We start from the raw sequence: 22,050 nt of genomic DNA on the forward strand, positions 1-22,050 counted from the left end.
CTCTGCCATGAAGATGTATTTCTCACGGCCAGCGTTGGCATCAGTATCTATCCGCACTACGGCGGCAACAAAGAGGCTCTATTAAAAATGCCGATACCGCGATGTAGCAAGCGAAGAAAGCGAGACGGAACCGTTATGAGTTCTATACCTCGTCCCTCAACCAAGCACTGCAACAACGGACACTTTCATCACAACTTCGCTACTCTTTGCGTCGTGATGAGTTTAAGCTGGTTTCCCCCGAGTTCGACGTTAAAACCGAGCGATAGCTCGCGTGTGAGGCTCTCCTCGGTTGACACCATCAGAACCTAATCAAGCAATGTCACCCGATATTTTCATCCCGATTGCGGAGCGTTCCGATCTGTTTCGACAAGGCAGTTCTGTTCTCCACCAAGCGTTTACGGACACTGCGTATAGCTTTGAGGTCTGTTGTTCAACAGACTTAACAGGAACAAAATGAATATCAGGCCTAGAAAATGCTTCGCAAATTGCTCTCGCATCATTAGCATCGTTCTTTTGCCGGCCAACAAATGGCTTTACATGCTGAGCTGGGATAAGAGCTACGCTATGTCCAAGCTCTTGAAATATTCTGCCCCAATGATGCGAAGTTGCGCATGATTCCATCGCAATAGCCGTTTTCTCTGGTAATTGCCGGACTGTATCAAGAAGCTTGTCACGCTTTACCTTTCGGTTTGACAAGATTTGTCCATCAGAACTCAACACGCATACTTGAAAGAGGTTTTTGGCTATATCGATACCGACAACTTTAATAGACATGATGATTACTCCTGCTCTTACTGGTTGCACCATTAGTTTGATACAACGGTGCTAGAAGGGAGGTGCGTCCATCACATCAAAGCCTTAGGTTATCGCCACTGTTCGCTTTACTGTCCCCCTGACGATATTCATTACCATCCTGGGTAAACAGAGGGGGATCTTGACAACTTGTTGCTACAGTCTTCGTCACGACAAACTTAATTAGCCCGCATTTCCTGTACCGTCGATCGATAGTGAGCGCAATGTGCAGTTCCCATACGCTGATGTTTCAAGGGATATTGGCGCCAAAGTTCGGTTCCCGTATCGCCCCCTTTTCCGAGGATAGAGTTCTCACACGACGTTTCGCCACAGATCGCCAGCAAAAAATACGAGCAAAATATCAACAATGTATACGTTAACCCCAATAAAGAGTGAAATTTGGTAGAGACGAATACCTCTAGAGAGTGAAAGTCCGCCCTATTTTTGGGTTCAGTTTGTCAGACCGCAGAGTCAGGCCTTATTTTGGGTTCGGTTTGCCAAAACGCAAAGTCAGCCCCTATTTTGGGTTCACCTTGCCACCGATGCGATGAGGTCGGCACGTGCTCAGGCTAAGATCAGGGATGGCCTGGGCTCAGAGGCGATGGGCACCGATTGTGCCGTTATTGGGAGTGAACTAAAAAATATCTGCCTTGCTCCTGCGATGAAGTTCAATATCAACGATCTCCTCAGGATCAATTCTGACTCAACACTCAAGCCCCGCCGCGTATTGTGCATACAAAATATCCGCGAAATCCGCTTCGGTTAATACACCAAGCAAAAGATCTCTGACGGCATCAGCAAGTAAGGCGTTGTCGATGACAATTTCAAACTCATTAAGTGATAAGTATTCAAGCGCGACCATCAGCCCCGTGCGTTTATTTGCATCAGGTAGGGCGTGAGCGATGGCAATACTTGCCGCATACTTTGATGCAATATCAAAAACATCTTCCAGACCATCATACGCGATCGCATTGTCAATTCGACCCAATGCACCTTGCAGCTTTGGTATATCCACCTCTCCCTGCATACCTGGCTCAGTCGCTAAAATAAACGAATTTATTTCAATCACTCGCTCGAATGGAAAACAGATGATATCCATCACATATCCGCTAATTTCGTGAATGTCTTACGATGCGTTCTTAGCGCTAACTTGGCTTCAGAACGCACAATTTGACGCCCCTGCATCCCACTCAAGTCTAACTGCTTGGTCGCTTTTACTTTCGGTCTTTTTACCTGTGGCACTCCATAGGCTGACAAGTCTTTGCTCATGAAACCTTCTCTCCATACGACTTCTATCTCTTCATTATACTACCGTTTTTCCTTCGATGCCCTAAGGCTTTTTAACCCTACTTAACCATCGCCAAGATAGCATGGTATAAAAAAGCACCTGAGACAGTTGATCGAAAGGATCAAGAAAATGAGACGTTTTCGATCAAATTAAAATCTATAAAAACAGAAACTTAAATTAAAATAAAAAGAGTGCCGCCTATTGGGCCAGAAGCCCCGTCATCACTGGGCCGCTACTTCGCGCGGCGCTCAGGCCAGAGCGGCTACCCGCCATGAGACACTCACCGGCCTTCGCCGCGCACATTGAGACAGTATTACCTTGTCGCCACCCAATGCATTCACTTGTCTCATGCGCCCCGTCTGCCGGGATCGCCTGGCTGGTTTGACGCGTTGGCTTACGCCAGTAGGGCAGCACGGCGGGATCATGGCGAGCCAACCTCTGCTACCTCGGCCCGTCTGCCCTTCCCTCCATTCCTCACGCTAACACGATATTGGATAACAGAGGAGACAGAGGACCTCCCTGTGGGGTTCCTCTTTGTCTGCGCTCCACTAAACCGTTTCGCATGAGTCCTGCCTGGAGATATGACCTGATTAACCTCAACACTCGTTTATCCGCTATATCCTGCGACAACCTGTACATCAGTCTGTCGTGATTAACGGTATCAAAGTACTTGGCCAGATCTATATCCACCACATAACCTCGTCCTTCTTTTATGTAGCGACTCGCCGCCGATAAGGCATGATGAGCACTACGGTTCGGTCTAAATCCGTAACTGCTGTCTGAGAACTTCGGCTCATAGATTTCCGTTAGCACTGAGGTGATAGCTTGTTGCACTATCCTGTCCAGAACCGTTGGGATACCCAGTTGCCTCATTCCTCCACTCGCTTTCGGGATTTCAACACCAAGAACAGGTTGAGGTTGATAGCTTTCATCCAGAAGACTCTGGCGAAGCCCTAACCCATTCGAGGAGTGTCGAAGCTTTTCGATTGTCGCGCTGATATCGAGCCTGTCGATTCCCCCACAACCTTTATTCTTCTTCACCCTCCTCAGGGCTTGATTCAAGTTCGTTGATGAGCTGATTTGCTCCATCAACTGAGTTGGATTCACCAAGACTCGTCCTCCTGTCTACGCCGACCATGCTTGTCACTCTTCGTGTCCACACGCTTTACTTGCGGTGTCGCCTGTTGGAACGGAGAGATAAGTTTCATCTTGCTGTGACTCCACATGGTTGAGTGTCTAGTGACTGCTTCTTGATATATTCAGTTCAGGCCTTCCCTTAAGTTGTACTTCCTCAAGGTACTATGCCCTCTGCTGACTTCTTACCGCTCTTCGAACCCCATCACTGGGATTCTAGTCTTTCAAAGACAAGCGGTAAGATCTCCCGAGGTAAGACGTTGCTCTTTCCCGTGGTCATGCCTGATTTACTACATCGCACTTCCCGTCGAGTCATTGGGCTATTCTATCTATGGCTAGGTTACCCAAGTCGACATAGCCTACTATCAGGTTTCTGTACGTCATCACCACGTTTTGCCATTTGCTTCCTTCAGATTTCACCTCACGATGAACACCCTTGCATAGGCTAACGGTTCCCGCTCGACTGAGCCCGTAGAGGACTTTCACCTCCTAGATCAACGCCATGCTCGGCGCACCAAGAAAACCCCAGCATGGCGGCTGGGGTTTTGACGGTGACGGGAATGACCCTACTCTTTTTTACCACACCTTGACTGAGCTGCTGTGGCGACAATGGCACCCTTTTCTGGTTCCGTTATAAAACCATCCGCGGCAAAACTATTCGCGGTCTGAGCCACGGTTGACACGTATTGGCCATGATTTTTCCATTTATCATCACATTGCACCAATTGCTCAATCGCACATCCATCACCATTCACGACCGAGCCGAGTGGCGTATTGGGACATTGGTCTTGATCATTCAGAATACCATCTGAATCAAAATCGTTCGTCATGGTGATCATAAAGGACGCAAAGTCCAGTTCGCCTGTTTCTGTGTCATTTCCAAGCCACCCCGTAGCGGTAGGAATAAAGTCATGTTGTAGAGAGCGCCCCGCACTCACATAATAAATGCCCGCCTCTGTCGGTGCAAAAGACTCAAAAGTGAAATGCCCAGAAGGAGCGCCTTGCCTTGTAGAAATTGGGCTACCCACTGTCCGCGTCTGACCAGACCACAAGCCTAAATTGACCGGAGTCGCGCCATTTTCTGCGGCTGGATCGTACCACGCTACGTACAGTTGAATGATACAAGCCGGGCAGTATGACGTGTCTGTCACTCCCCCCATTTCATAATCGCCTTCAAACGTTATGGCGCTTACAGGTTCAATGATCGCCGTATTTCCATCCACAATACCATTGTCAGTCGCCGTCACTTGTGGATTAGTGAAGACAACCGCATTGTGTAATAAAATGTTGTAAGTGACGTCATCAGACACATCAATCGCTTCTGCGACATTTACATCCACTTATCGTCTACAAAGCCATGGCGAATTTGATTTATCCTACACTTACAGCGCCTTAAATTTTTCTACCATATCCTTATCAATCTCCTTGATTAGATTAGGTGACAAGCCCAGATGTTTGGCCTCATGACTAAACGAGCGTGTTGTTTCAAATATTTCCTCAGCCATAACCATAATCGCTTTCTTTGAAGACAACCCCGACTGAGCAGCCAACTGGTCTAGTGCGCTCTTTGGCGTTCGGCCATTACCACCAAATGCCGTCATATGCTCTTTGTAAGGGTTAGGGCTGTAAACAATGTCGTAGAAAGGCGATAGCGTCCAGTTATCGGCGTAACTGGCAAGGAAACTGAAGTTCTTACTGTGATCATCTTGATTAACCGTTAGGTAATTAAATATGCAGCGCTTAATGAGCTTCTGAGACTCAGTGACACTACACATGATGCGCGTAGCTTTAACTAAATCCACATAGTCCAAAGAAGGCTCTCGAAACGGTGCATCTAACAACCCACACGCAGAAATCATATGGATTCGACCGCCTTGCTCGGTGCAATCAAATCGTTCCTGCTCTAGCCAAAATCGTCCATTACCCGCATCAATTAAATCAAAGTCAGGAACCTCAATGCCGACATTACGGGCCATCTGCATGTAGCAATATTCGACTAATGATTCAGAGTGCTTCAAGTCAAACTTTTCAGATGTCAGCTTTACGATAAGCTTTGTTCCTAGTGCGTCATCTAATGTTGAATATTGCCCATTCGATAAACGTGTAACGTTCATCTTGGGCCTAGCACCACCCGATCCTCCAGTATTCATCAAGTGCTCGAGCAAAGCAGACTCGGTGCCTTCAAACTCTTCAATCGCAGCTCGGCCAAGGGTAATGATATCAATTGACTCCTTAGGCTCATCAAGTAAATCTAATTCAGGCTCATAACTCAACGCCCCCATACATCTGTCACCTAGGTAAGCCAAACGCTCTAGGGCGGTAACTTCCTTTGGGTTATGATCGTTCTGTCTAAATACACGATCCATGAGATAAAGACCCCAACCATCAGGGAGACTATCTCCAAAAACCCCATGAATGCCGTAATGCGGTTCTCTAGGCGCAACTTGCAGGCTTGTATCAGCCTTTAAATTGAACGGAGCCAGAGAGGTTGAGTGAGCGCCTAAATAAGCCTCATCAAATTGAAAGAAGCTTTGCTTACTATTTTCAACGAGCTTGCCGACAAGTACCTTTTCACCTGTGCTAAGCGTTCGTTTTACGGTTAGGGCTGATTTAAGCACGTCGAAGCACATCCTCTATTGATTTAAATTCAGGCTCAGACGACTTTGTCAGCTCTTTCACTTTTTTCAAGTCACCGACTGTCTCATACAGCATGAGGAACTGACGCAATGAGATGTTGCCAGATGACTCAAACTTTCGGATCGTGGCGTAAGGCACGCCAGAGAGATCGGCCATCTTCTGAACACTGAGTTTATCTTTTTTCCGAGCGGACTTGATAAACTCTTTGAGATCCATTTGCAAATCATAAGCGGTATAAAGAGATAACATACATGCCTCGTAAGTTGCTACCATGACATCGATTATAGCACCAATTATGGTTTTATTGCTATTATTGTAGCAAATATAAAGTAATAATAATCATTGCTTCATTAAAACGAATGACGTAAAAAACCATCACCGTGACGGTGATGTTATTATTACTATAATGACAAATTAACGAGTTTTATGGTATAATTTGCTATCATAATAGCAGATTAAAAAAGCAAGGCTGACATCCTTCATGTATACGCGCTAGGAATGTAACCTTAAGTTAAGTTGAAATGCCGCCTTATAAATTAATCTTTTAACTCACTGTTTTTAATAATAAAATCTACATCTCCCTACGTTTTTTGTAATGAGTTAGGCTTAAGGCATTGATTTTATTGGCAGTAAAAAAGGGGAACCGGCTGAATCAGATCCCCCGTAACTTATCAGCCTACTTATATCCCCGCCCTCATCGGGCGAGGGTTTACGGCGAAATTGCTAAGAGCAGAGTTACACTTTTGGGGATTCATAACATCACAATGTCGGTGAAATCGTCAATCGTAATGCCTTTGTGATCTTATGTTCATCGCGAGAGTACAGCGAAAAAGTTCGCAAGCACATAGGTGTTGATTACGCTTGATACTCTTTCATTGTTTCAACTAAGTTATCCAATGAAAATCCACGATATTCAACGTCATAACCTTTTAGATTTAACTTTTTCAAAAGGCAGTGGGACTTCTCTATTAATTTGACCTCACTGTAACGTTTTTGCTGTCTCTTTACTTCGGCAATGAGTATTTTCTTATCTAAGTCATTAATAGCCACTATATCGATCTCATTGTGACCTTTTGCATCCCAGTATCCACCAATCTTTCCGAATTGCTTTGATTCAACCAATATCGCGACGAACAGGCTCTCTAATTCCAGACCAGAGTAAACGGTGAAATCTCGTTCAATATATCTTCGGATGTATTCGTAGTTCTCCATCTCAACAGCACTTTTGTTGGCATGGATGAATCGAAACCAGAAGTTTAGAAACGGATCGGAAATGGAGTAACGAATATCTCGTGAGTTCTCTTTAGAGCTAATCGGGCGCTTTTTGGTAATAACATCAAAAACTTCATCAAGCTTTTCCAGATGAACACCGACACTCATATCTAAGAAGTTTTCAATTCGAGCACGGCTTGTATTGCCTTTTGATATCGCACCAAGAATATCGAAGTAAACTCGATGTTCTGAGCCAAAATCTTCAACGAGTCGATGAGTTCCTTCTTTTATTAGTGGTGAAAATTCGGAGATTACCCTCTCAAATAGGTCATCGTTCTCAGCAGAGAATCGGGTTAACCACTCAAGGTATTTTGGTATCCCGCCAGATAGGCACCACCATCGAAGCATGTTTTCAGCATCAAATTGATCATGATCTTTCATTACCTCGGCAAGATAAGAGGGCTGCAAAGGTTGAATTTTAAAGAATCTATCATCACGATTGAATAGAGGTTCGTCTTTGCCTTTGAAAATCTTCGTCATCATGCTGTAGAGGGAGCCACAGCACACTAGGTGCATCATCGAGTCTCTCTTGTTTGCATCCCATAAATTTTGAATATCGGAGAATAGAGCAGGGTTGACGATGTCGATATCTTGAAACTCGTCAATGATGATTGTCAGAGGTTTTTGCTTTGTATAATCCAACAAGAACTCAATGATATCTCGCAGTGATTGGGGCTGGAAAAACTTAACACCGAGCTCACTATTGATGATTTCTGCGAATTCAGCCACTAAGGAGCGTTCACTCTTTCGACTTATGAAAAGGTAAAGGAATTTGGTATTTTCTTGGTGAAAAGCTTCGTTTAAAAGACGGGTTTTACCTACGCGTCTTCTCCCAACCATTACGCTAAGTTGCCCCTTTGTTTCTACTATCTGCTCAGAAACAGTTTGTAGAGCTTTTAATTCCTTCTGACGGTTATAAAATTTTTTCATTGCTTTCTACTTTTGCTTTCACGTATTAGCAATAGAATAGAGCATGAGGTATTTAGTGTAAATTAGGTTACTGTAAAAAAAGTTACAGTAAATTTTTTTACAGTAACCAAAAAACCATGAAGCGGTCTTCAGGCATTAAGGATTGTTGATTTTACTAGCTGTCAATCTGGAATGTTGATTCCGCTAGCTTTGAATCCGATGTTCTACTGCTTGAATCGCCACCGACTCACACGACAAATATAGAACTACACCCTTATTAAATAATAACCATATCCAATCATTAGAAAAAATGGCCAATTATGGCAAGAGAAGTGTGTACTGCATAAATATTAGGCTAACAACTTTTGAGGCAAATCCGAGCTAGCAGACTCTAATGAACACGCCGACGGACAGAAAAAAGCCCCGCATTAGCGAGGCTCGATGATGTTTATCTGTAGTACTGGTGACGCCTTTTTGAATTATGCTTCCAGCACTTCGCAACGTCATATACGCATGCTGGATAATCATCCCAAGGGTCGGCTAGTGCTTTTCCTCTAGCTGCTCTCAGTTTTATTGGGTACCCTCGACACTCGATTTCATGGAGGAAAAAGTAACTCTTTTCCTGCTTAGTTGAAAAGTGCTTATGAGTCCCACTACGTACACGAGGATACACATCCCACAAATAATGCCCATACTCCTTGTCTCGGCTTCGGTACTGTTGCTTTAGTTTTTTCATTTACCCTCCAGGTTTACGTTACCTAGAAGGGATCCTTTGCAAAGTAGTTCATCTTAAAACCTATCAACTTCGTCTGTTGTGACCGATTTCCGTTAACCTTTTCTTGCTTAAAGCATACACAGCGATACGATATTTGGATTACTTCTATACCCGTTCAACTTGAAGATGCAGGTTTCAACAACTGAAAATTATCCGTAATTCCGGACGTCAGTGAAACTGTGTCATAGCCCGCTTAAGTGGTGAGCGACGCTACCACAAACCCTAATTTTTGCACCGTAAACACAAAAGCCAAATCAAGCCAAAACCGCCGAGCGTTGCGAATCCGTCTTAAAGCATTTGATGTGTTAAGCGACATATGTAACTGAATTTTCTTCACACCAATCTTTCAGAGCTTGTTTTGTGGCTAAACTTTGAAACTGATACCACTGCTCTGTTGCGCCAATTTGTTCTAAACGATGCTTAAATTTAGCAAAAGCACCTTTTCGGCTGAAGTAATCAGATATCAAATCGTATTCACTTGGCAACTCTCGGGAAACAAATTCTAGAACGGTTCTTCGACCTAAACCTAAATCACACTTACTCGGAATACAAAGGTAATGATCTGAGTCCTCGATATCGTCAGGTACAACCTCATCTACGCCATCACCAATGTAGTGAATTTGCCCAGACTGCGTATTCAAATACGCCTCAGCACCAAAACTCAAATCCCCAGAAACAAACTCCATTGCCATTTCCAAGTCATTAAGATCTACCGGCATATTGACCTCCATTTCTTCCTGACACATAGACGCGTTAAGTGATGAGATGGTCTCCCCCTACCACTTCACATGGTCATAAGCCATGCTTGGAGTGTTCAGGTCCTGCAGCAAAAGGAGAAGACCATGACTCATGCATAAAATCATCGGCATCGACTTAGCAAAAAAATATTTTCTTCCTTGTTGAAATAAACCATAAAGACAAGAGTCACAACGGTTACGATGCCCACACCCATATAGGCAATGCTCACAAGATGTCGTTCACACCATTCAACGTAGGCAGGCCCCTATTTCCACTATTACTCATACCACTTCCCCTCCTCGCTTACTCTCATCACGTGCAACGGCGACCGATCTCAGCCCCCAAATGGTGGCCTCCTGGTGATCTCTCGATGATTCTAAAGTCCCCACCAAAGAAAAGCGCCAGGCCCACCTTTTTTGCCACAACCTCTCAATATTGAAGCCACTTTTGCTCACATATGAGATCAATCGCACATTACCTGTACAATTATTCTCCATTCCTCCCTTGACGAAAAACCCACCAATACGCCTATAATAAAACCCAACATATTGGGCACGAAACACAAATGACACACCATATATAGAATTAAACAGTCCTCTAAACATACCAGTGGCCCAAAAGAACCGCGTGACGATGTGAGACGCTTTCTTCTCCTTTTGGACTCTAGAGGCAACAGGCTTGGTATTGGACAACCAGAGGCAATCGATCGATGAGAGACTCAGAGCAACGAAGAAAAGCTGAGCGAAAACGAAACGCAGGAGGGGTCGCCCCGAATGCGAAACGTCACGCCTTAAAGCTGCTGGCCGCCATTATACGTCTCAAACAGCGATTCTCCGTTCAGATTGCCCCCCACCTTGATGCCAACCTGACCAATACCGAGAAAATCTCTCCGCTGGACAGAGCGCTGCTGCTCTTTCTCTACCTGTGGCTGATCAATCGCTTGCCTCATTGCCACTCGATTGAAGATATCCCCGATCTTCGCTTAGTCAGTGGCCGTGACGATTGCGACGCGTATCGCCTGCGAAAGATACGAAAAACCGCGCCCAGCTGGGTAGAATACGCGATGCCCCATCGCACACCGCAAGGCACCGAATGGCGCTGGCAGCCCATCCCAAACGGTCTCAATCACTGGTTCGTGGGTGCCCTCGCCCACACCAAGGCGAACAGCCAGGCGTGGCACATGAGTGAGGATGAAAAACGCGCGTTCTTGAGATTTCTTCAGACAAAATGGCGCACGCCCGTTGCCTTAAAGGGGTACGACATGATGCGGCGCGATCATTTTTATCACTATATTGACTCAATGCTGCATCGCGATCCGCACGTGTCTGTGTGCACCAAATACAGCGCACTTCAGGACAAGTCGCCGCATCATAATAGCGCGCCCGCTTATCAGAGCAGTAATACCAACGCCGTTCGGTATGAGCTTTTTCATGCCCAAGGTCGCTATCTTTCTCGGCTGCACCAAGCCATGCCGAGTGACTTACTGGCGCTGTTTTGCGCGCCCGAGCCCGTCACCGGCAACGATGCGCCGCTGTTCAAAGCCCAGTCATCGGTTCCGGCCTATTTGGCCACGCCCGGAGAGATTGTTGCCTTTCGCTACGCGATCACTGATTCGACGCGCGAGTATCTTCCGATACCGGCTCAGCCGATTGGATCGACTCGACAGCTTTTGGTTAATGACGTTCGCCAATTTTTCGCCCGACTTGCCAACAAAGGCCGAGCACTGGAGAAAAAAAGACACACCACCGCCTCACTGCGTGAGCTTCACAACTTCCGCGCTTATGAACTGGCGCTGCTACTGATCGCGCTCACGGGGACTCGGCCCACCCACGCGATTTCGCTTGAGAAAGCGCTGTGTTTTGATCGGCGTTCAGCGCTGGTGTTCGATAAAGGCATTTATCGAACCTTGTATTTATGCCCCGCCTTTGAACGTACCCTCCGTCGCTATCTCAACCTGCAGCGCCAGCTGGTCGACATGACAGGGGTTGCGTTAGAGAGCCCCTACCTTTGGTTTACCGTGACCGAGGCGATGAGCATTGCGCACCTCAATGCCCAATCACTTCGCCAGTTTATGAGTTCAACGTGGCAGAGCGTGAACCCGAGCGAGCGTGTCGATCCTTATCAGCTTCGCCATTTTTTTGCCCAGCATGCACTGAACTCGCTTGATCCTGTGTTAACCGCCGGAGACATCGATAGGCTCATGGGGCATGCAAATTTCGGCGAGCAGCTCGGCAGCGATGTGCTGTTTCCCGCCAAGCAGCGCAAGCTGCATCGCTTTCTCGATAAGCTGCCCGATTTTTTGCACCTATCTGAGCCGATGGAGGAGTACGATGTCACACACCACGCTGCGCGCTGACGCGATTGCCGAGTTCCATGATAATTTGGGGCTGCCATGCGCCGCAAAAGCGGAGCTTTGCTGGGTATGTGAACAGATTGAAGCGTTTGAATTACCCACGCGTGCGCTCAGCGTGCTGCAGCTTAACGCCCTCAATACTCGTATCCGTCAATTTGTCACCGGTCGTCAGCGCCACCTCAAGGCAGCGCTCGATCAAACCCTGCATTATCTCAAAGAGCGTTGTGAGTGGGAGCTACCGGCCGTACAAACGCTCGTCTTTAAGGATACCCAGCAGCAATGGCTGCTCTCCATTCTCAAACAAAGCGCGGCCGCCAGTTCGCTCCTGCACGCCTATCACGCGCAGCGAGCCTCTTTTGTGCGTGAGCGCTGGGAGGAAATGGGCTGGCTTTTGCTGGTGCTTAACATTGAGGTGGCGCCACTGCCCCTACGATATTGGCAGCGCATCTTAACCTCTCCCGAGTCCATTGAATGGTTTGAAGGTCGCATGACACTCACCGTGGAACACACGCAAGCACTGGCCAACTTTACCAGCAAAGAGCAACCGAGCTTTACACGCTATCCGCTGAGCCTCTTTGCCTACAAAGTCTTACAATCCTTTTATCTTCACCCTCCCTTTAAACACCTTACGACGATAAGACTCACGCGTGCGCTCAATGCCTGGTGCGAAGGCGTACCCTATTGCATGCCGCCAAGATCAGACCAAGACTGGCATAAACTCTTTCAGGCCATCTGGTATCACCATCACGCCCTTCCCGTACCTCTTTTGCGTGATTTTAGCGATCCTGAGCGTCACGTGGCGACACTTGAGTGTGCGCATAAAAGGCAGGCACGTGCGGCCACAAAGGCCTCTACGCCGTCCCCGAGCGCGCGGGTTCCCCTCCTATCAACACCTTCAGAGGTCAAAGCCAGCTCCCCCGCTTCCGCTTCCCGTTCATGGCCACACAAAACGCTTATTCGTGCCTTAAAGCCGCAAAGCAAGAAAAACCGATTGCCGCCCACACTGGGCAATGACAATGTCCTGCCATGGTTTTTTTATCATTTTGCGGACTCATTGCATCGTGAAGGCGGCGTCATCAAAAAGACGCTTGGGGCCGACACCATCGACCGTTATACCAATTTTTATTCGCAGCTTTCGCCTTTGTCACTCAAAGACGCCAGCGATCCTGAAGCACTGCCTCGCTGGGCTCGTGATCAGTTTGAACGGATAACGGACAAGACGACCCCTTGGCATCTCTTCAATTTTTTGCGTTTCATGACACACATTGAGCTCACCGACCACCTTGATCTGTCGCAGTTTGAGCGCCCGACACTGCCAAGCCAAGTCGACCCTTTTCGCCTCAGTGCCCAAGAGGTTCACGACGTGGCTATGGCGCTGATCCGTGACGATCAAAGCGGCGCTCTTGATGGCCTGTTTTCCGCCACTGCCGTTTTACTGGGTTACTATTCGATGCTGCGACGGGGAGAAATGCTAAGACTTCGCCTTGGTGACATCAGCTATCATGAGCATGACAAACAGCGCTTTGAGCTCATCATCACTCGAACCAAGGAAGGGGCACCCAAAGGCAATAAAACGCGCATCACGCACGCCTACCTACCTGAGGTCTGTGCCAAACTGATACGCGCCGTCATTAAGATCAAAGCGCAGTGCCCTCCCGACACGCCGCTGCTCGGTTATGTGGGGGAAAGCTTCGCGCAGCGAGATCACTATTACCTTTACCCTGTCAGCCAGCGGCTTAAAGCGCACTTTGGCCCACAGATCCGTTTTCATCATTTAAGACACAGCGGCGCCGAGCTTCTCTACCTGCAAGGGCTGCATCTTGCCTACCAACGAAGCGAAGAGCACCTTCAAGGCATCCTTGAATCCACCACGCTGAGCCTGCTCACCCCACAGGCATGCCAGGCCCGCTTCGATTTTTGGCTTGAGGGACGCGCCTTTGATGACGTCAATGATGGTATTTTACTGGACGTTATTGGCGATGAAATCGGTCATAGTTACTACAGCACGACTCGAAAGCACTACCTGCATGACATGGTCAAAGTGGGGCTGCTCATCTCTCCCCACAGGCGAGTGTATCACCGTGATGAACTTCGCTATCTGCTCGGCATGTCACCGGGTTCTAACGATATCTCGCGCGTATTGAATGCGCTCGAGCCCAATTACGCGCTGATGACCAATGAGCAAAAAAAGCGGTGTTCGCTCGCGCTGCGTGACGCGCAGCTCATTACGCTGGTTTGTGACTCGACGACGCGCCAGGCCAAAGCCCTTAGCCAGGACATCACCACTTATCGCAGCGTGGCGTTACCTAAGCCACCGAGCTGGGATGAGAATACGCTGATCAAAGAGTGGCTCAGCACACTGGATGCTCAATCCCACGCCCTTGCCCCGTTTTCCCCCTTCGCCAAGCGTTCGCTCTCGTTACGTCCAGGACAACCGGTCGCGTTCCTCACGCTCAGTGAACAATGGCTCGCGATGGCGCGAGGTGACGTGTTTCGATTTGACCGCAAAGCCAGAACGCAGCTTCGTGCTCTGGGCCGCGCCACGGTAGGCGCAACAAAAGCGCAAGATGGTCAAGCGTATTTGACGCTGTCCTTTGACTGTCGCTGCAATGACAAAACGCGCAAGGCCTACCTGGCCTTGTTCCATCACGGCCCACTTCAGAGCTGCAACGCCGAACTCACGCTGTATCAAAATCGCAAACAAAAAGCACGCAGCCCGAAGCTGGACAAGCTCAACGCTGAGTTTGCGCGCCCACGCGATCGCGTTAAACGCCTCATCGTGCCGGCCGGCGATACTCGTCTGGTTATTACGGTCCACACACGTGTGCCAGCGCAGGACTTACAAGACTCACTGCAAACCTATTTCGATCACCTCACGCATAACAAACAAAAGGATGCCGTCTATGCCTAGTTTATCTATCGACCCAAAGCACCATGATAATCTCCAGCATCTCCTTGCTCCCATAGCCAAAAGCGACTCTACGGCTCTGCTCACGTTTATTATTGATAAAACTCATGCCTATGTGATCGGTGGCCTTCTCGAAGCGCTTCAATACATCACGCTGCCGATAGAGCGCGACTGGAAACTCAAACCTGGCCAATGGAGCCTCAATGCCAGCAGCTTTAAAGAATACTGGGCATTGCAAAGTCCGCTACGAGCGCAAAAGCAGACCATTACGATACAGTTAAACTACGATCAATATCGCACCCTGCCCCAAATAGACACCCTGACCGAACGAAAATCGCGGCTGTATATTCAGTCGATTGACGCGTTAGACACGCACCTTGCCTTTTTTGCGCGTCATCACGATACCTTTTTTAAGCCAATTCAAGAGTCCAGCGGTCATCGTGAGCCCACCCGTGAGATATTAAATACGCTTGATGTCGCTGACACTTATCGTCCATTTGATGCGTATGAGCTAGAAAAGGGAAAATCCAGCATTCGTATTGAACGCGGTGGCAACATCCACTCGTATGCGCTGCCCGAGGAATTTGTGCCAAATTGTAACTTACTGCTCAACAAAGAAAGCGTGGATACACTAAGACACCTGTGCGAAACCACGGACTCTGACGAGATCCAGATCTATACCGATGACGAGTGTGCCCTCTTCTCCGATGGTCAGCGCTGCTTCAGCAGTTCACTTAAGTCGTTACGCGAGTATCAAAAAAAGCAAGAGGTCGCGTATCACACCGAGTTTCGTCTCGTGGTCGACATCCACCGATTTAAAGAAGAAATCGATAGCTACCGCGCCATGGCTTTAGTGAAACAAGCCAATGAAGCGCTGCTTCTGGTGAGTCGAGATCGTGTGATGCTCGCCGGCCTGACGCTGGAGACCGGCGAAAATGCCTTTCTCAATGTCAAAGACATCAAACACAAACACGACATGGTGCATCGCATCAATTTAAGTGAGCTGGCGAAAGTGCGGATAACGGACATCACGTCGGCTAAGCAGATCAAACTTGCGCTACTCAAAAATGCGAGCGAAGGCGTGTATAAACTTGGCTTTTATAATGATGTGAAAGGCGAGCACCCTTACGCGTACGTCGACGATGTCGCCCCAGCGCCCGATAAGCTCTCACTGGCCCTAGACGCCAAAAACAAACTCGAGGCGCAGCTCGAAGGCAAAGTGGATGATGAAACGGCTCAGATTGACATGGTTGGCTATGACGACATTTAACATTTGCCGCAAAAAAAGAACTGGACAAATTACCAGTACCTGATATGGTAATTGATGAGATTTTCACCAATAGTGGCTAAAAACGCACTTTTTGAAAATCAGACAAGCAGTTGGGATAGGAAGGCGGCAACCTCCCTACCCCGTACCGGCTGCGAGGACCTTAAACCCGACCCAGCCGATGGCACAATTCTAACGAATTCCATCGGTCAGGGACAGATCTATTTATGGATCCCACACTGATGGAGGCCACCATGGCGCACATTCGTATTCGCCCCAACGGGCGTATTCAATTCGATCTTCATTTGTATGGTCGCCGCTTTCGTGAAGGCACGAAGCTGATGGCGACACCGAAAAACCTCAGTCAAGCCAAAGCGACTCTCAAGCAGATGAATGCTGAGATTGACCTCAACACCTTCCAGTACCGCGACTATTTCCCCGACAGCAAAAAAGTGCCCCTCTTTGAAACGCTGCAACGAGAAAAACACCCTGACCGTCTCTATCCGTTTTTCGATGATTTTGCTAATCAATGGTTTGACCGCCAAAAAGGCAAATGGAAAAGCAGCTATCAAAATACGGTGCGCAACACCCTAGACCGTTATCTTATTCCCGCCTTTGGTAATACGCTCATTAATGAAGTGACGTTAGCCAATGTGGAATTCTTTCGAGAAACCTTAATCAACCAACTGGACGACAAGGGCAATCGCAAGCTCTCAAATAAACGTATCAACGGCATCTTTTGGCCGCTGGTCTCCATTTTAGGCCTCGCCGCAGATGAGCATCAATTTACCTACCCGCTTCGCCGCTATAAAACGCTCAAAGAAGAAAAAGCCGATTCTCACCCGATGACCATACAGGAGGTTCAGCATTTTCTGGTGACGGTGCCTGCCGAATGGCGCGACTATTTTATTGTCCGTTTCTGGACTGGGATCCGTAGTTGTGAAATTCATGGCCTGCACTGGGAGCACATCGACTTTGACCACCGCCTCATTCGTGTTCGTCAGAACATGGTCAATGGCGAACTGGGCGAAGTCAAAACCCCGAAATCACGCCGAGAGCTTAAAATGTGTGACACCCTATTGGAGATATTCACCCGCCTTAAAGCTCAAAAAACGGATGACTCCCCTTTTGTGTTCACGCACCAAGGAAAACCGCTCGACACCCACTTTATCAGTAAGAAGATTTGGTACCCGACCCTCGAAAAAGCCGGGCTTAGACGCCGACGTCCCTATGAAACCAGACATACCGCCGCCGTGCTTCATATCGCCGCACACGAAAACCCGCTTTATATCTCTCACATGCTTGGCCACAGCGATACACGCTTATTATTCAAAGTGTATGCGCCCTATGTCGCCAATGCGTCAAGAAGCGATGGCAGTGCGTTTAATGAATTGATGAAGAAGGAGGGTTTTCTATGAATGATGGCCTCTCATTTGAAGCGCAATGGGATAAGCTCCATAGCTTGCTTGATTTTCAACACGCTCACGACAATACGCTGCTCATCATCGCATTAGGAGGCTTATCTCAGGATGTACAACGGCTTTGGTGGCAATCCGAGGAGCCCTTTGATTTGCACCCTTCGGCGCTTTTACAAGACAGCCTGTCGCTTTATGCTCAGCGCGGCTGGCAGCAATACCGAAACGATACTACTTTGTTTCATGCTCTCAATGACCACGTAACCGCATGTTTCGGTTCTCAGAGCCATTGTTATTTTGACCTTGAGTTACACCACCACTATCCCGATTTGCCGTTAATTAAATTTTGGCTCGCGTCGGCGTCATGTTGCTGCCGAGCATATCCCGTCAATCAGGGAGACTTGTGGCTACAACACCTTAGCTTGACCCAGGCCATGTGCCTCGCGATGGAGCAACAGTCTTATAGTCCTGACAATCTCGTCGGATACAGCGAACGAATGGTCATCGTCGTGGATGTTGAAACTCGGTGGGTGGTGTTTTGCAGTGAGAAACCGTTCTTGCCCTTCAAGGCATTGGGGTTTCAATTTTGGCATTGTTGCTATCCCTCACCACATTGAGGTAACCAAACAATAAAAACGAAAGAACCCCGATAAATAACAATAGATAGGAAAGAGGCAGAGAGGGAGCACCGACCAGCCAATCGGTGCTCTGAATAAAACTGGAGCACGACAGCGCCAACTACCTTCAGAAGGACCGCTTTTGTAATAATAGCGCGATAAAATCAGGGTCAGGATATTGATTCCCCTGGTGGGGCAATTTGAAATCGGCGATAATAGATAAGTTGTGTTTATTTGCCGTAGGGCTGCTCAATCATATGTCAGGCAGCCATTATCAGGAGTTCAAGGCACAAGGTTTGAGTATAAAGGCTCTGGATCCATGGAAAAGACCCACATTGTTCTATCCCTTTATTTTGCTGAGTATCTGGCGCATATCCAGAGTTCAGGCAACGATCAAGACAGTATCGTAAAATATTTACTGTAAAAAAAATTACAGTAAATTGAAATGAAAAAACTAATAACAAGACGATTTTGCCTCACACACAACGCACACAGGAATAATCTGAAAGGAGAGTCGATGCAAAAAGTCCAAGCAAGATTGACCCAACGGGCCACGGAAATCGCATGAACATCCTCGTTATTCAAGGGCTCTGAGAACCTTGCTTAAGTAGTTTACATCCATCGCACACTTCATTCGTTTACGTTGAATGCCTCCCTTAAAGCTCGTTTCTTGCTTTAAAAGGTTCAAACACGCCTGTCTGATCCTTGAAAAAGCCTCTGCGCGATCATCGACTCGAATGCGACATGCATCTTCTCTGAAACTAACATCCAACTGCCAGTGCATCGACTCGATTCCCCAGTGAGAACGCGTTGCATCATGCAGTTCTTTCGCACTAAGTTTCTTTGAACTGATGTAAAAGCGAACCGACATATCTTCCTCTGTCGCGGACCCTTCTGTTTTACGCATATTAACCATGATACCCACGCTTTTTAGCGCCGGCCATTCATGCTCTAAATCACCTAAAAATGACAGCTCATTCGTCACTAATGCACAGCGTGTTTCCTCACGCCCATGCCCTTTTTCCTGGCTCGCATAGCTGTCTCCCTCTGCAAATCCCTGCAGCATTGAGGGGCGATAAAACTCACCTATCGCTTTCTCCAGTGAACCTTGATTTCCTTTCACTGCAAGTAAGTAATCAGCATTTTTATCGACTATCTTTTGGGCGATTTTTCTCTGACAACCCATTGCATCAATCGTCACTAAGCAACCAGATATATTTAGCAATTCCAACAACTTGGGGATCTCTGTAATTTCATTGGTTTTGCAATCAACTTTAGATTGCCCAAGACAAAGACCTTGCGCCGTGGCAAAGGCGTTCACCATATGAATTGCTGAGCGCTCTTCAGATTTATTGTAAGAACCGCGAACGGTTTTTCCATCGATTGCTACCACTTCGCCATCTGTGATTTGATGACAATCTTTCATCCAACTGATGAATGCCTTTTGCATCGCTGACGGGCTCACCATGCCCATGACGCGAGCGATGGTATCTGACGACGGAATGCCATTGTCAAAATCACCCAATGACTTAAGAAAATCGGTTCGGCTTTCACCAAAATCACAGATACCTTCCCAGGTATCAAAACCGGATAGCACACCACAGATCGTCAATAAAATAATGTCTGACAATTTGTGTTCTACCTTAGCGGCTTGACGGTAATCTTTTATCACTTCGAAATGCATAAATGGGTTCGTTATTGTCGTCATAATCTGGCTCCGTTTAAGTTACAGAACCATTCAAAATCACTCAAAATGATCTACAAATTGATCCTTAATGAGTTTCCAATGTTGTGATGAATGTAGAAGAAACGCCTTGTAAATTAGAAGATACTAATTTGACGAGAGCCCTTTAAAAATGGGAACTTTCATGCGATTGCCCTGCCCAACGGGCTCAGTTGGGCTAAAACCAATCGTCTTCAGCAGCAAAAAAATCGAAGGGATCAATACTCATCAACTGTTGATGAAAACGCGCCGCATCAACTCGCTCTTTACGAAACGCCTCAAGCACCTCGGTAAGAATCGCATCTGGTACCGGTTGATGTGAGGCATCCGCGAGCAGCGCCTGATTGAACGCCTCGCGCAAATCTTTGGTGTTAACAGGGTTGAACAACTAGGCCTCTTTGGTTGGACATTCATAAGCCCAAGCTAAACCCTGCTCGATGGTCAGGTGATATCAGGAACGGTAAGGCAGTGACCCTTCGTCAACCTGTAACTATTCACCCACGAGCTATTGACGTCGGTTTACGCTAGAAATACTGGTGCCTGATAATCGACGTTCGACATGTGATGTTCGACGATTTCACGCAGCCATTTATAAGCAGAGAGCTGCTGAAGTTTGGCTGTTTCTATCAGCGAGAACATTCGTTCACGGAACTGGTCGCCTCGATATGAGCGAGTCACGTAACAACATTTCCTCATCAGTATGTAATTGCGGAGAACTCGCTCCGCTGCATTGTTTGTTAACGGGCACTCGGAGTCGTCCATAAACCGCCAGACCATAGCATCATCAGCGATGAGGTTTCGACATCTACCTCGATATCGTTTTGTGCATTGATAACTACCCAATTTCAGCCAATGAAGCCAGCTCTTTCGTAATCGCCTGAGTCGCCGGTAATATTGGCTTTCGGTAATTTTTTCTTCGATATATCGGTGATGACACCTGAATACGCTATGAGCGATTAAAGCGAGCTTTTCGCCTATTTTTTGGTTTTCAGGACAAACGCTCTCCTCGATAGCGATGACGTTCCTTAATATGTGAGCCCAGCATAATTGGCGCTTAGATTCATCGATATATTTGTAGGCAGAATATTGGTCAGTCACTAAAAGGTGTGAAACCGCTTCACCAAGTAGTCGTTTGGCTGCATGTTGGTTTCTTCCGCTGTTAATTTGGAAAAAGGCGACGTCATTGCTTAGTGCTGCCCACATCCAGCGTTTATCATTATTGCGCTGATGTGAAGTCTCATCAGCCATAATCAGTTTAGATGCTTTGACTGTTTCATGGATTTGAGTATGTGTATCGGCTAAGTATTCAGTGACTCGTCCTTGCGCCGCTGATATTGCACCTGTTGAGAAGTTAAGCTGGAAGACGTCTTTCAACATAGATTGTATTTTACCTATGCTTTGGTGGTGCTGCGTCGCTTGGATTGCGATAAAGCTATGTAGATTTGGGCCCATTTGAACATCAGGCACAGACTCTGGAAGCTCGGCTTGATGTTTATCACCACACCATGAGCACTCGCCTTTAAAGACTTGATGCTCAACAAGTGTGTAAGAGATATCGGGCAAATCGAAAATCTGGTGTCGTTTATAAGGTTTTCGATTTGGAATAACACACCCACCGCAATGGCATATCTTGTTCGGTAAGTATTGCTCAACCGAGGCACTGTCTTCAATAGGATGAAGTAGACGGCGATAGCCTTTATGACCTGGTTGAGCTCCTTGCTTTTTTCCAGATGTCTTCCGGTTCGGAGAGGTATTCTTTGCTTTATTATGAAGGGGTTGTTGGGATGATGGCACAGAAGAGTTTCGACTATTTTGATTTAGTCGGTCTTCAAGCTCTGCCAGCTTATTCCATAAAAAGTGGATGATGTGTTTCGTTTCTTCAGGCGAATCGAAATCTGGCGGTGGAGGTAATGTTTTCTTATTCATACCACCAGATTGCCACCACAAAAAGATCACTCAAGTTGGATGTGGGATCAAGTTAACTCAGTCACATAACTTTGCTGTCAAGACCTTGCGGGTGAATAGTTACACCCAAAGTCGCCGGGACTAAGTAACCTTGCTAGCACGGCCGTCGTCCCCAAACTCAGAACGTTACGAGCAATAATTTGTAGCGCAGTCCATTTCACTCCTTTTCGAGCGCGGTTACCAACTTCAGCTTTGTCTACCTGGGTTAGCTGACTTTCTTCGACTGAAGAAGCTACTGACTGATTTGAAACTGTCAT

The 22,050-nt window shown here is 47.2% G+C and carries 16 protein-coding genes and 2 pseudogenes; 5 read left to right on the plus strand and 13 right to left on the minus strand.

Annotation, left to right across the window (positions count from 1 at the left end; translation table 11 throughout):
- Positions 1–355: 355 nt before the first annotated feature.
- From R7035_RS07415 to R7035_RS07460, 9 genes and pseudogenes are all read right to left on the minus strand, one after another.
- Positions 356–774: pseudogene (locus R7035_RS07415) on the minus strand (IS110 family transposase); the annotation flags it as partial.
- A gap of 721 nt (positions 775–1,495) precedes the next feature.
- Positions 1,496–1,891: a type II toxin-antitoxin system death-on-curing family toxin gene (locus tag R7035_RS07420; RefSeq protein ID WP_213916540.1), complete on the minus strand. Its 396-nt coding sequence runs from the start codon at positions 1,889–1,891 to the stop codon at positions 1,496–1,498.
- Positions 1,891–2,061 carry a hypothetical protein gene (locus R7035_RS07425; protein ID WP_005397970.1) on the minus strand — a complete coding sequence of 57 codons (171 nt, stop codon included), beginning with the start codon at positions 2,059–2,061 and terminating at the stop codon, positions 1,891–1,893. The genes R7035_RS07420 and R7035_RS07425 overlap by 1 nt, the downstream gene beginning before the upstream one ends.
- Before the next feature lie 499 nt (positions 2,062–2,560).
- Positions 2,561–3,169 (minus strand): annotated as a pseudogene (locus R7035_RS07430) (reverse transcriptase domain-containing protein); the annotation flags it as partial.
- 611 nt (positions 3,170–3,780) lie between these two features.
- Positions 3,781–4,554 (minus strand): thrombospondin type 3 repeat-containing protein, encoded by a 774-nt coding sequence (locus R7035_RS07435; RefSeq protein ID WP_258489773.1) that lies wholly within the window; start codon positions 4,552–4,554, stop codon positions 3,781–3,783.
- A 42-nt stretch (positions 4,555–4,596) separates the two neighbouring features.
- Positions 4,597–5,832: a type II toxin-antitoxin system HipA family toxin gene (locus R7035_RS07440; protein ID WP_318146044.1), complete on the minus strand. Its 1,236-nt coding sequence runs from the start codon at positions 5,830–5,832 to the stop codon at positions 4,597–4,599.
- The gene (locus R7035_RS07445; protein WP_065274105.1) at positions 5,825–6,100 is read right to left on the minus strand and encodes a helix-turn-helix domain-containing protein; all 276 of its coding nucleotides are present in this window, start codon (positions 6,098–6,100) and stop codon (positions 5,825–5,827) included. The genes R7035_RS07440 and R7035_RS07445 overlap by 8 nt, the downstream gene beginning before the upstream one ends.
- A 606-nt stretch (positions 6,101–6,706) precedes the next feature.
- Positions 6,707–8,053 (minus strand): ATP-binding protein, encoded by a 1,347-nt coding sequence (locus R7035_RS07450; protein WP_318146045.1) that lies wholly within the window; start codon positions 8,051–8,053, stop codon positions 6,707–6,709.
- Positions 8,054–9,112: 1,059 nt separating this feature from the next.
- Positions 9,113–9,526, minus strand: coding sequence for a UPF0158 family protein (locus R7035_RS07460; protein ID WP_005397605.1), 414 nt, complete (start codon positions 9,524–9,526; stop codon positions 9,113–9,115).
- 728 nt (positions 9,527–10,254) lie between these two features.
- Here R7035_RS07460 and R7035_RS07465 point away from each other — a divergent pair.
- From R7035_RS07465 to R7035_RS07485, 5 genes are all read left to right on the plus strand, one after another.
- Positions 10,255–11,901 carry a site-specific integrase gene (locus R7035_RS07465; RefSeq protein WP_318146046.1) on the plus strand — a complete coding sequence of 549 codons (1,647 nt, stop codon included), beginning with the start codon at positions 10,255–10,257 and terminating at the stop codon, positions 11,899–11,901.
- Positions 11,876–14,809 carry a site-specific integrase gene (locus R7035_RS07470; protein WP_318146047.1) on the plus strand — a complete coding sequence of 978 codons (2,934 nt, stop codon included), beginning with the start codon at positions 11,876–11,878 and terminating at the stop codon, positions 14,807–14,809. The genes R7035_RS07465 and R7035_RS07470 overlap by 26 nt, the downstream gene beginning before the upstream one ends.
- Positions 14,802–16,076, plus strand: a complete 1,275-nt coding sequence (locus R7035_RS07475; RefSeq protein ID WP_262602481.1) for a hypothetical protein — start codon at positions 14,802–14,804, stop codon at positions 16,074–16,076. Before R7035_RS07470 ends, R7035_RS07475 begins: the two co-directional genes overlap by 8 nt.
- A 251-nt stretch (positions 16,077–16,327) precedes the next feature.
- On the plus strand, positions 16,328–17,491 hold the full coding sequence (locus tag R7035_RS07480; RefSeq protein ID WP_262602480.1) for a site-specific integrase: 1,164 nt from the start codon (positions 16,328–16,330) through the stop codon (positions 17,489–17,491).
- The gene (locus R7035_RS07485; RefSeq protein ID WP_262602479.1) at positions 17,488–18,105 is read left to right on the plus strand and encodes a hypothetical protein; all 618 of its coding nucleotides are present in this window, start codon (positions 17,488–17,490) and stop codon (positions 18,103–18,105) included. Before R7035_RS07480 ends, R7035_RS07485 begins: the two co-directional genes overlap by 4 nt.
- A gap of 577 nt (positions 18,106–18,682) precedes the next feature.
- On the opposite strand, the gene R7035_RS07490 is transcribed toward R7035_RS07485, so the two are convergent.
- From R7035_RS07490 to R7035_RS07505, 4 genes are all read right to left on the minus strand, one after another.
- Positions 18,683–19,813, minus strand: coding sequence for an ISAs1 family transposase (locus R7035_RS07490; protein WP_203346727.1), 1,131 nt, complete (start codon positions 19,811–19,813; stop codon positions 18,683–18,685).
- Between the two features lie 193 nt (positions 19,814–20,006).
- Positions 20,007–20,216: a hypothetical protein gene (locus R7035_RS07495; RefSeq protein WP_262602478.1), complete on the minus strand. Its 210-nt coding sequence runs from the start codon at positions 20,214–20,216 to the stop codon at positions 20,007–20,009.
- A gap of 131 nt (positions 20,217–20,347) precedes the next feature.
- Positions 20,348–21,754 carry an IS66 family transposase gene (tnpC, locus tag R7035_RS07500; protein ID WP_262602477.1) on the minus strand — a complete coding sequence of 469 codons (1,407 nt, stop codon included), beginning with the start codon at positions 21,752–21,754 and terminating at the stop codon, positions 20,348–20,350.
- A gap of 77 nt (positions 21,755–21,831) precedes the next feature.
- Positions 21,832–22,050 (minus strand): hypothetical protein, encoded by a 219-nt coding sequence (locus R7035_RS07505; RefSeq protein ID WP_262602476.1) that lies wholly within the window; start codon positions 22,048–22,050, stop codon positions 21,832–21,834.

Origin of the sequence: Vibrio sp. 1731 (assembly GCF_033339955.1) — a bacterium.
Lineage (GTDB): Bacteria > Pseudomonadota > Gammaproteobacteria > Enterobacterales > Vibrionaceae > Vibrio > Vibrio alginolyticus.

Excerpts from the sequence above, each read along its gene's own strand:
- R7035_RS07475 (WP_262602481.1), top strand. The coding sequence starts at position 14,802 with ATGCCTAGTTTATCTATCGACCCAAAGCACCATGATAATCTCCAGCAT.
- R7035_RS07425 (WP_005397970.1), bottom strand. The coding sequence starts at position 2,061 with ATGAGCAAAGACTTGTCAGCCTATGGAGTGCCACAGGTAAAAAGACCG.
- R7035_RS07505 (WP_262602476.1), bottom strand. The coding sequence starts at position 22,050 with ATGACAGTTTCAAATCAGTCAGTAGCTTCTTCAGTCGAAGAAAGTCAG.
- R7035_RS07450 (WP_318146045.1), bottom strand. The coding sequence starts at position 8,053 with ATGAAAAAATTTTATAACCGTCAGAAGGAATTAAAAGCTCTACAAACT.
- R7035_RS07480 (WP_262602480.1), top strand. The coding sequence starts at position 16,328 with ATGGCGCACATTCGTATTCGCCCCAACGGGCGTATTCAATTCGATCTT.
- R7035_RS07470 (WP_318146047.1), top strand. The coding sequence starts at position 11,876 with ATGTCACACACCACGCTGCGCGCTGACGCGATTGCCGAGTTCCATGAT.
- R7035_RS07445 (WP_065274105.1), bottom strand. The coding sequence starts at position 6,100 with ATGTTATCTCTTTATACCGCTTATGATTTGCAAATGGATCTCAAAGAG.
- R7035_RS07420 (WP_213916540.1), bottom strand. The coding sequence starts at position 1,891 with ATGGATATCATCTGTTTTCCATTCGAGCGAGTGATTGAAATAAATTCG.
- R7035_RS07460 (WP_005397605.1), bottom strand. The coding sequence starts at position 9,526 with ATGCCGGTAGATCTTAATGACTTGGAAATGGCAATGGAGTTTGTTTCT.
- R7035_RS07490 (WP_203346727.1), bottom strand. The coding sequence starts at position 19,813 with ATGACGACAATAACGAACCCATTTATGCATTTCGAAGTGATAAAAGAT.
- tnpC (WP_262602477.1), bottom strand. The coding sequence starts at position 21,754 with ATGAATAAGAAAACATTACCTCCACCGCCAGATTTCGATTCGCCTGAA.
- R7035_RS07465 (WP_318146046.1), top strand. The coding sequence starts at position 10,255 with ATGAGAGACTCAGAGCAACGAAGAAAAGCTGAGCGAAAACGAAACGCA.
- R7035_RS07485 (WP_262602479.1), top strand. The coding sequence starts at position 17,488 with ATGAATGATGGCCTCTCATTTGAAGCGCAATGGGATAAGCTCCATAGC.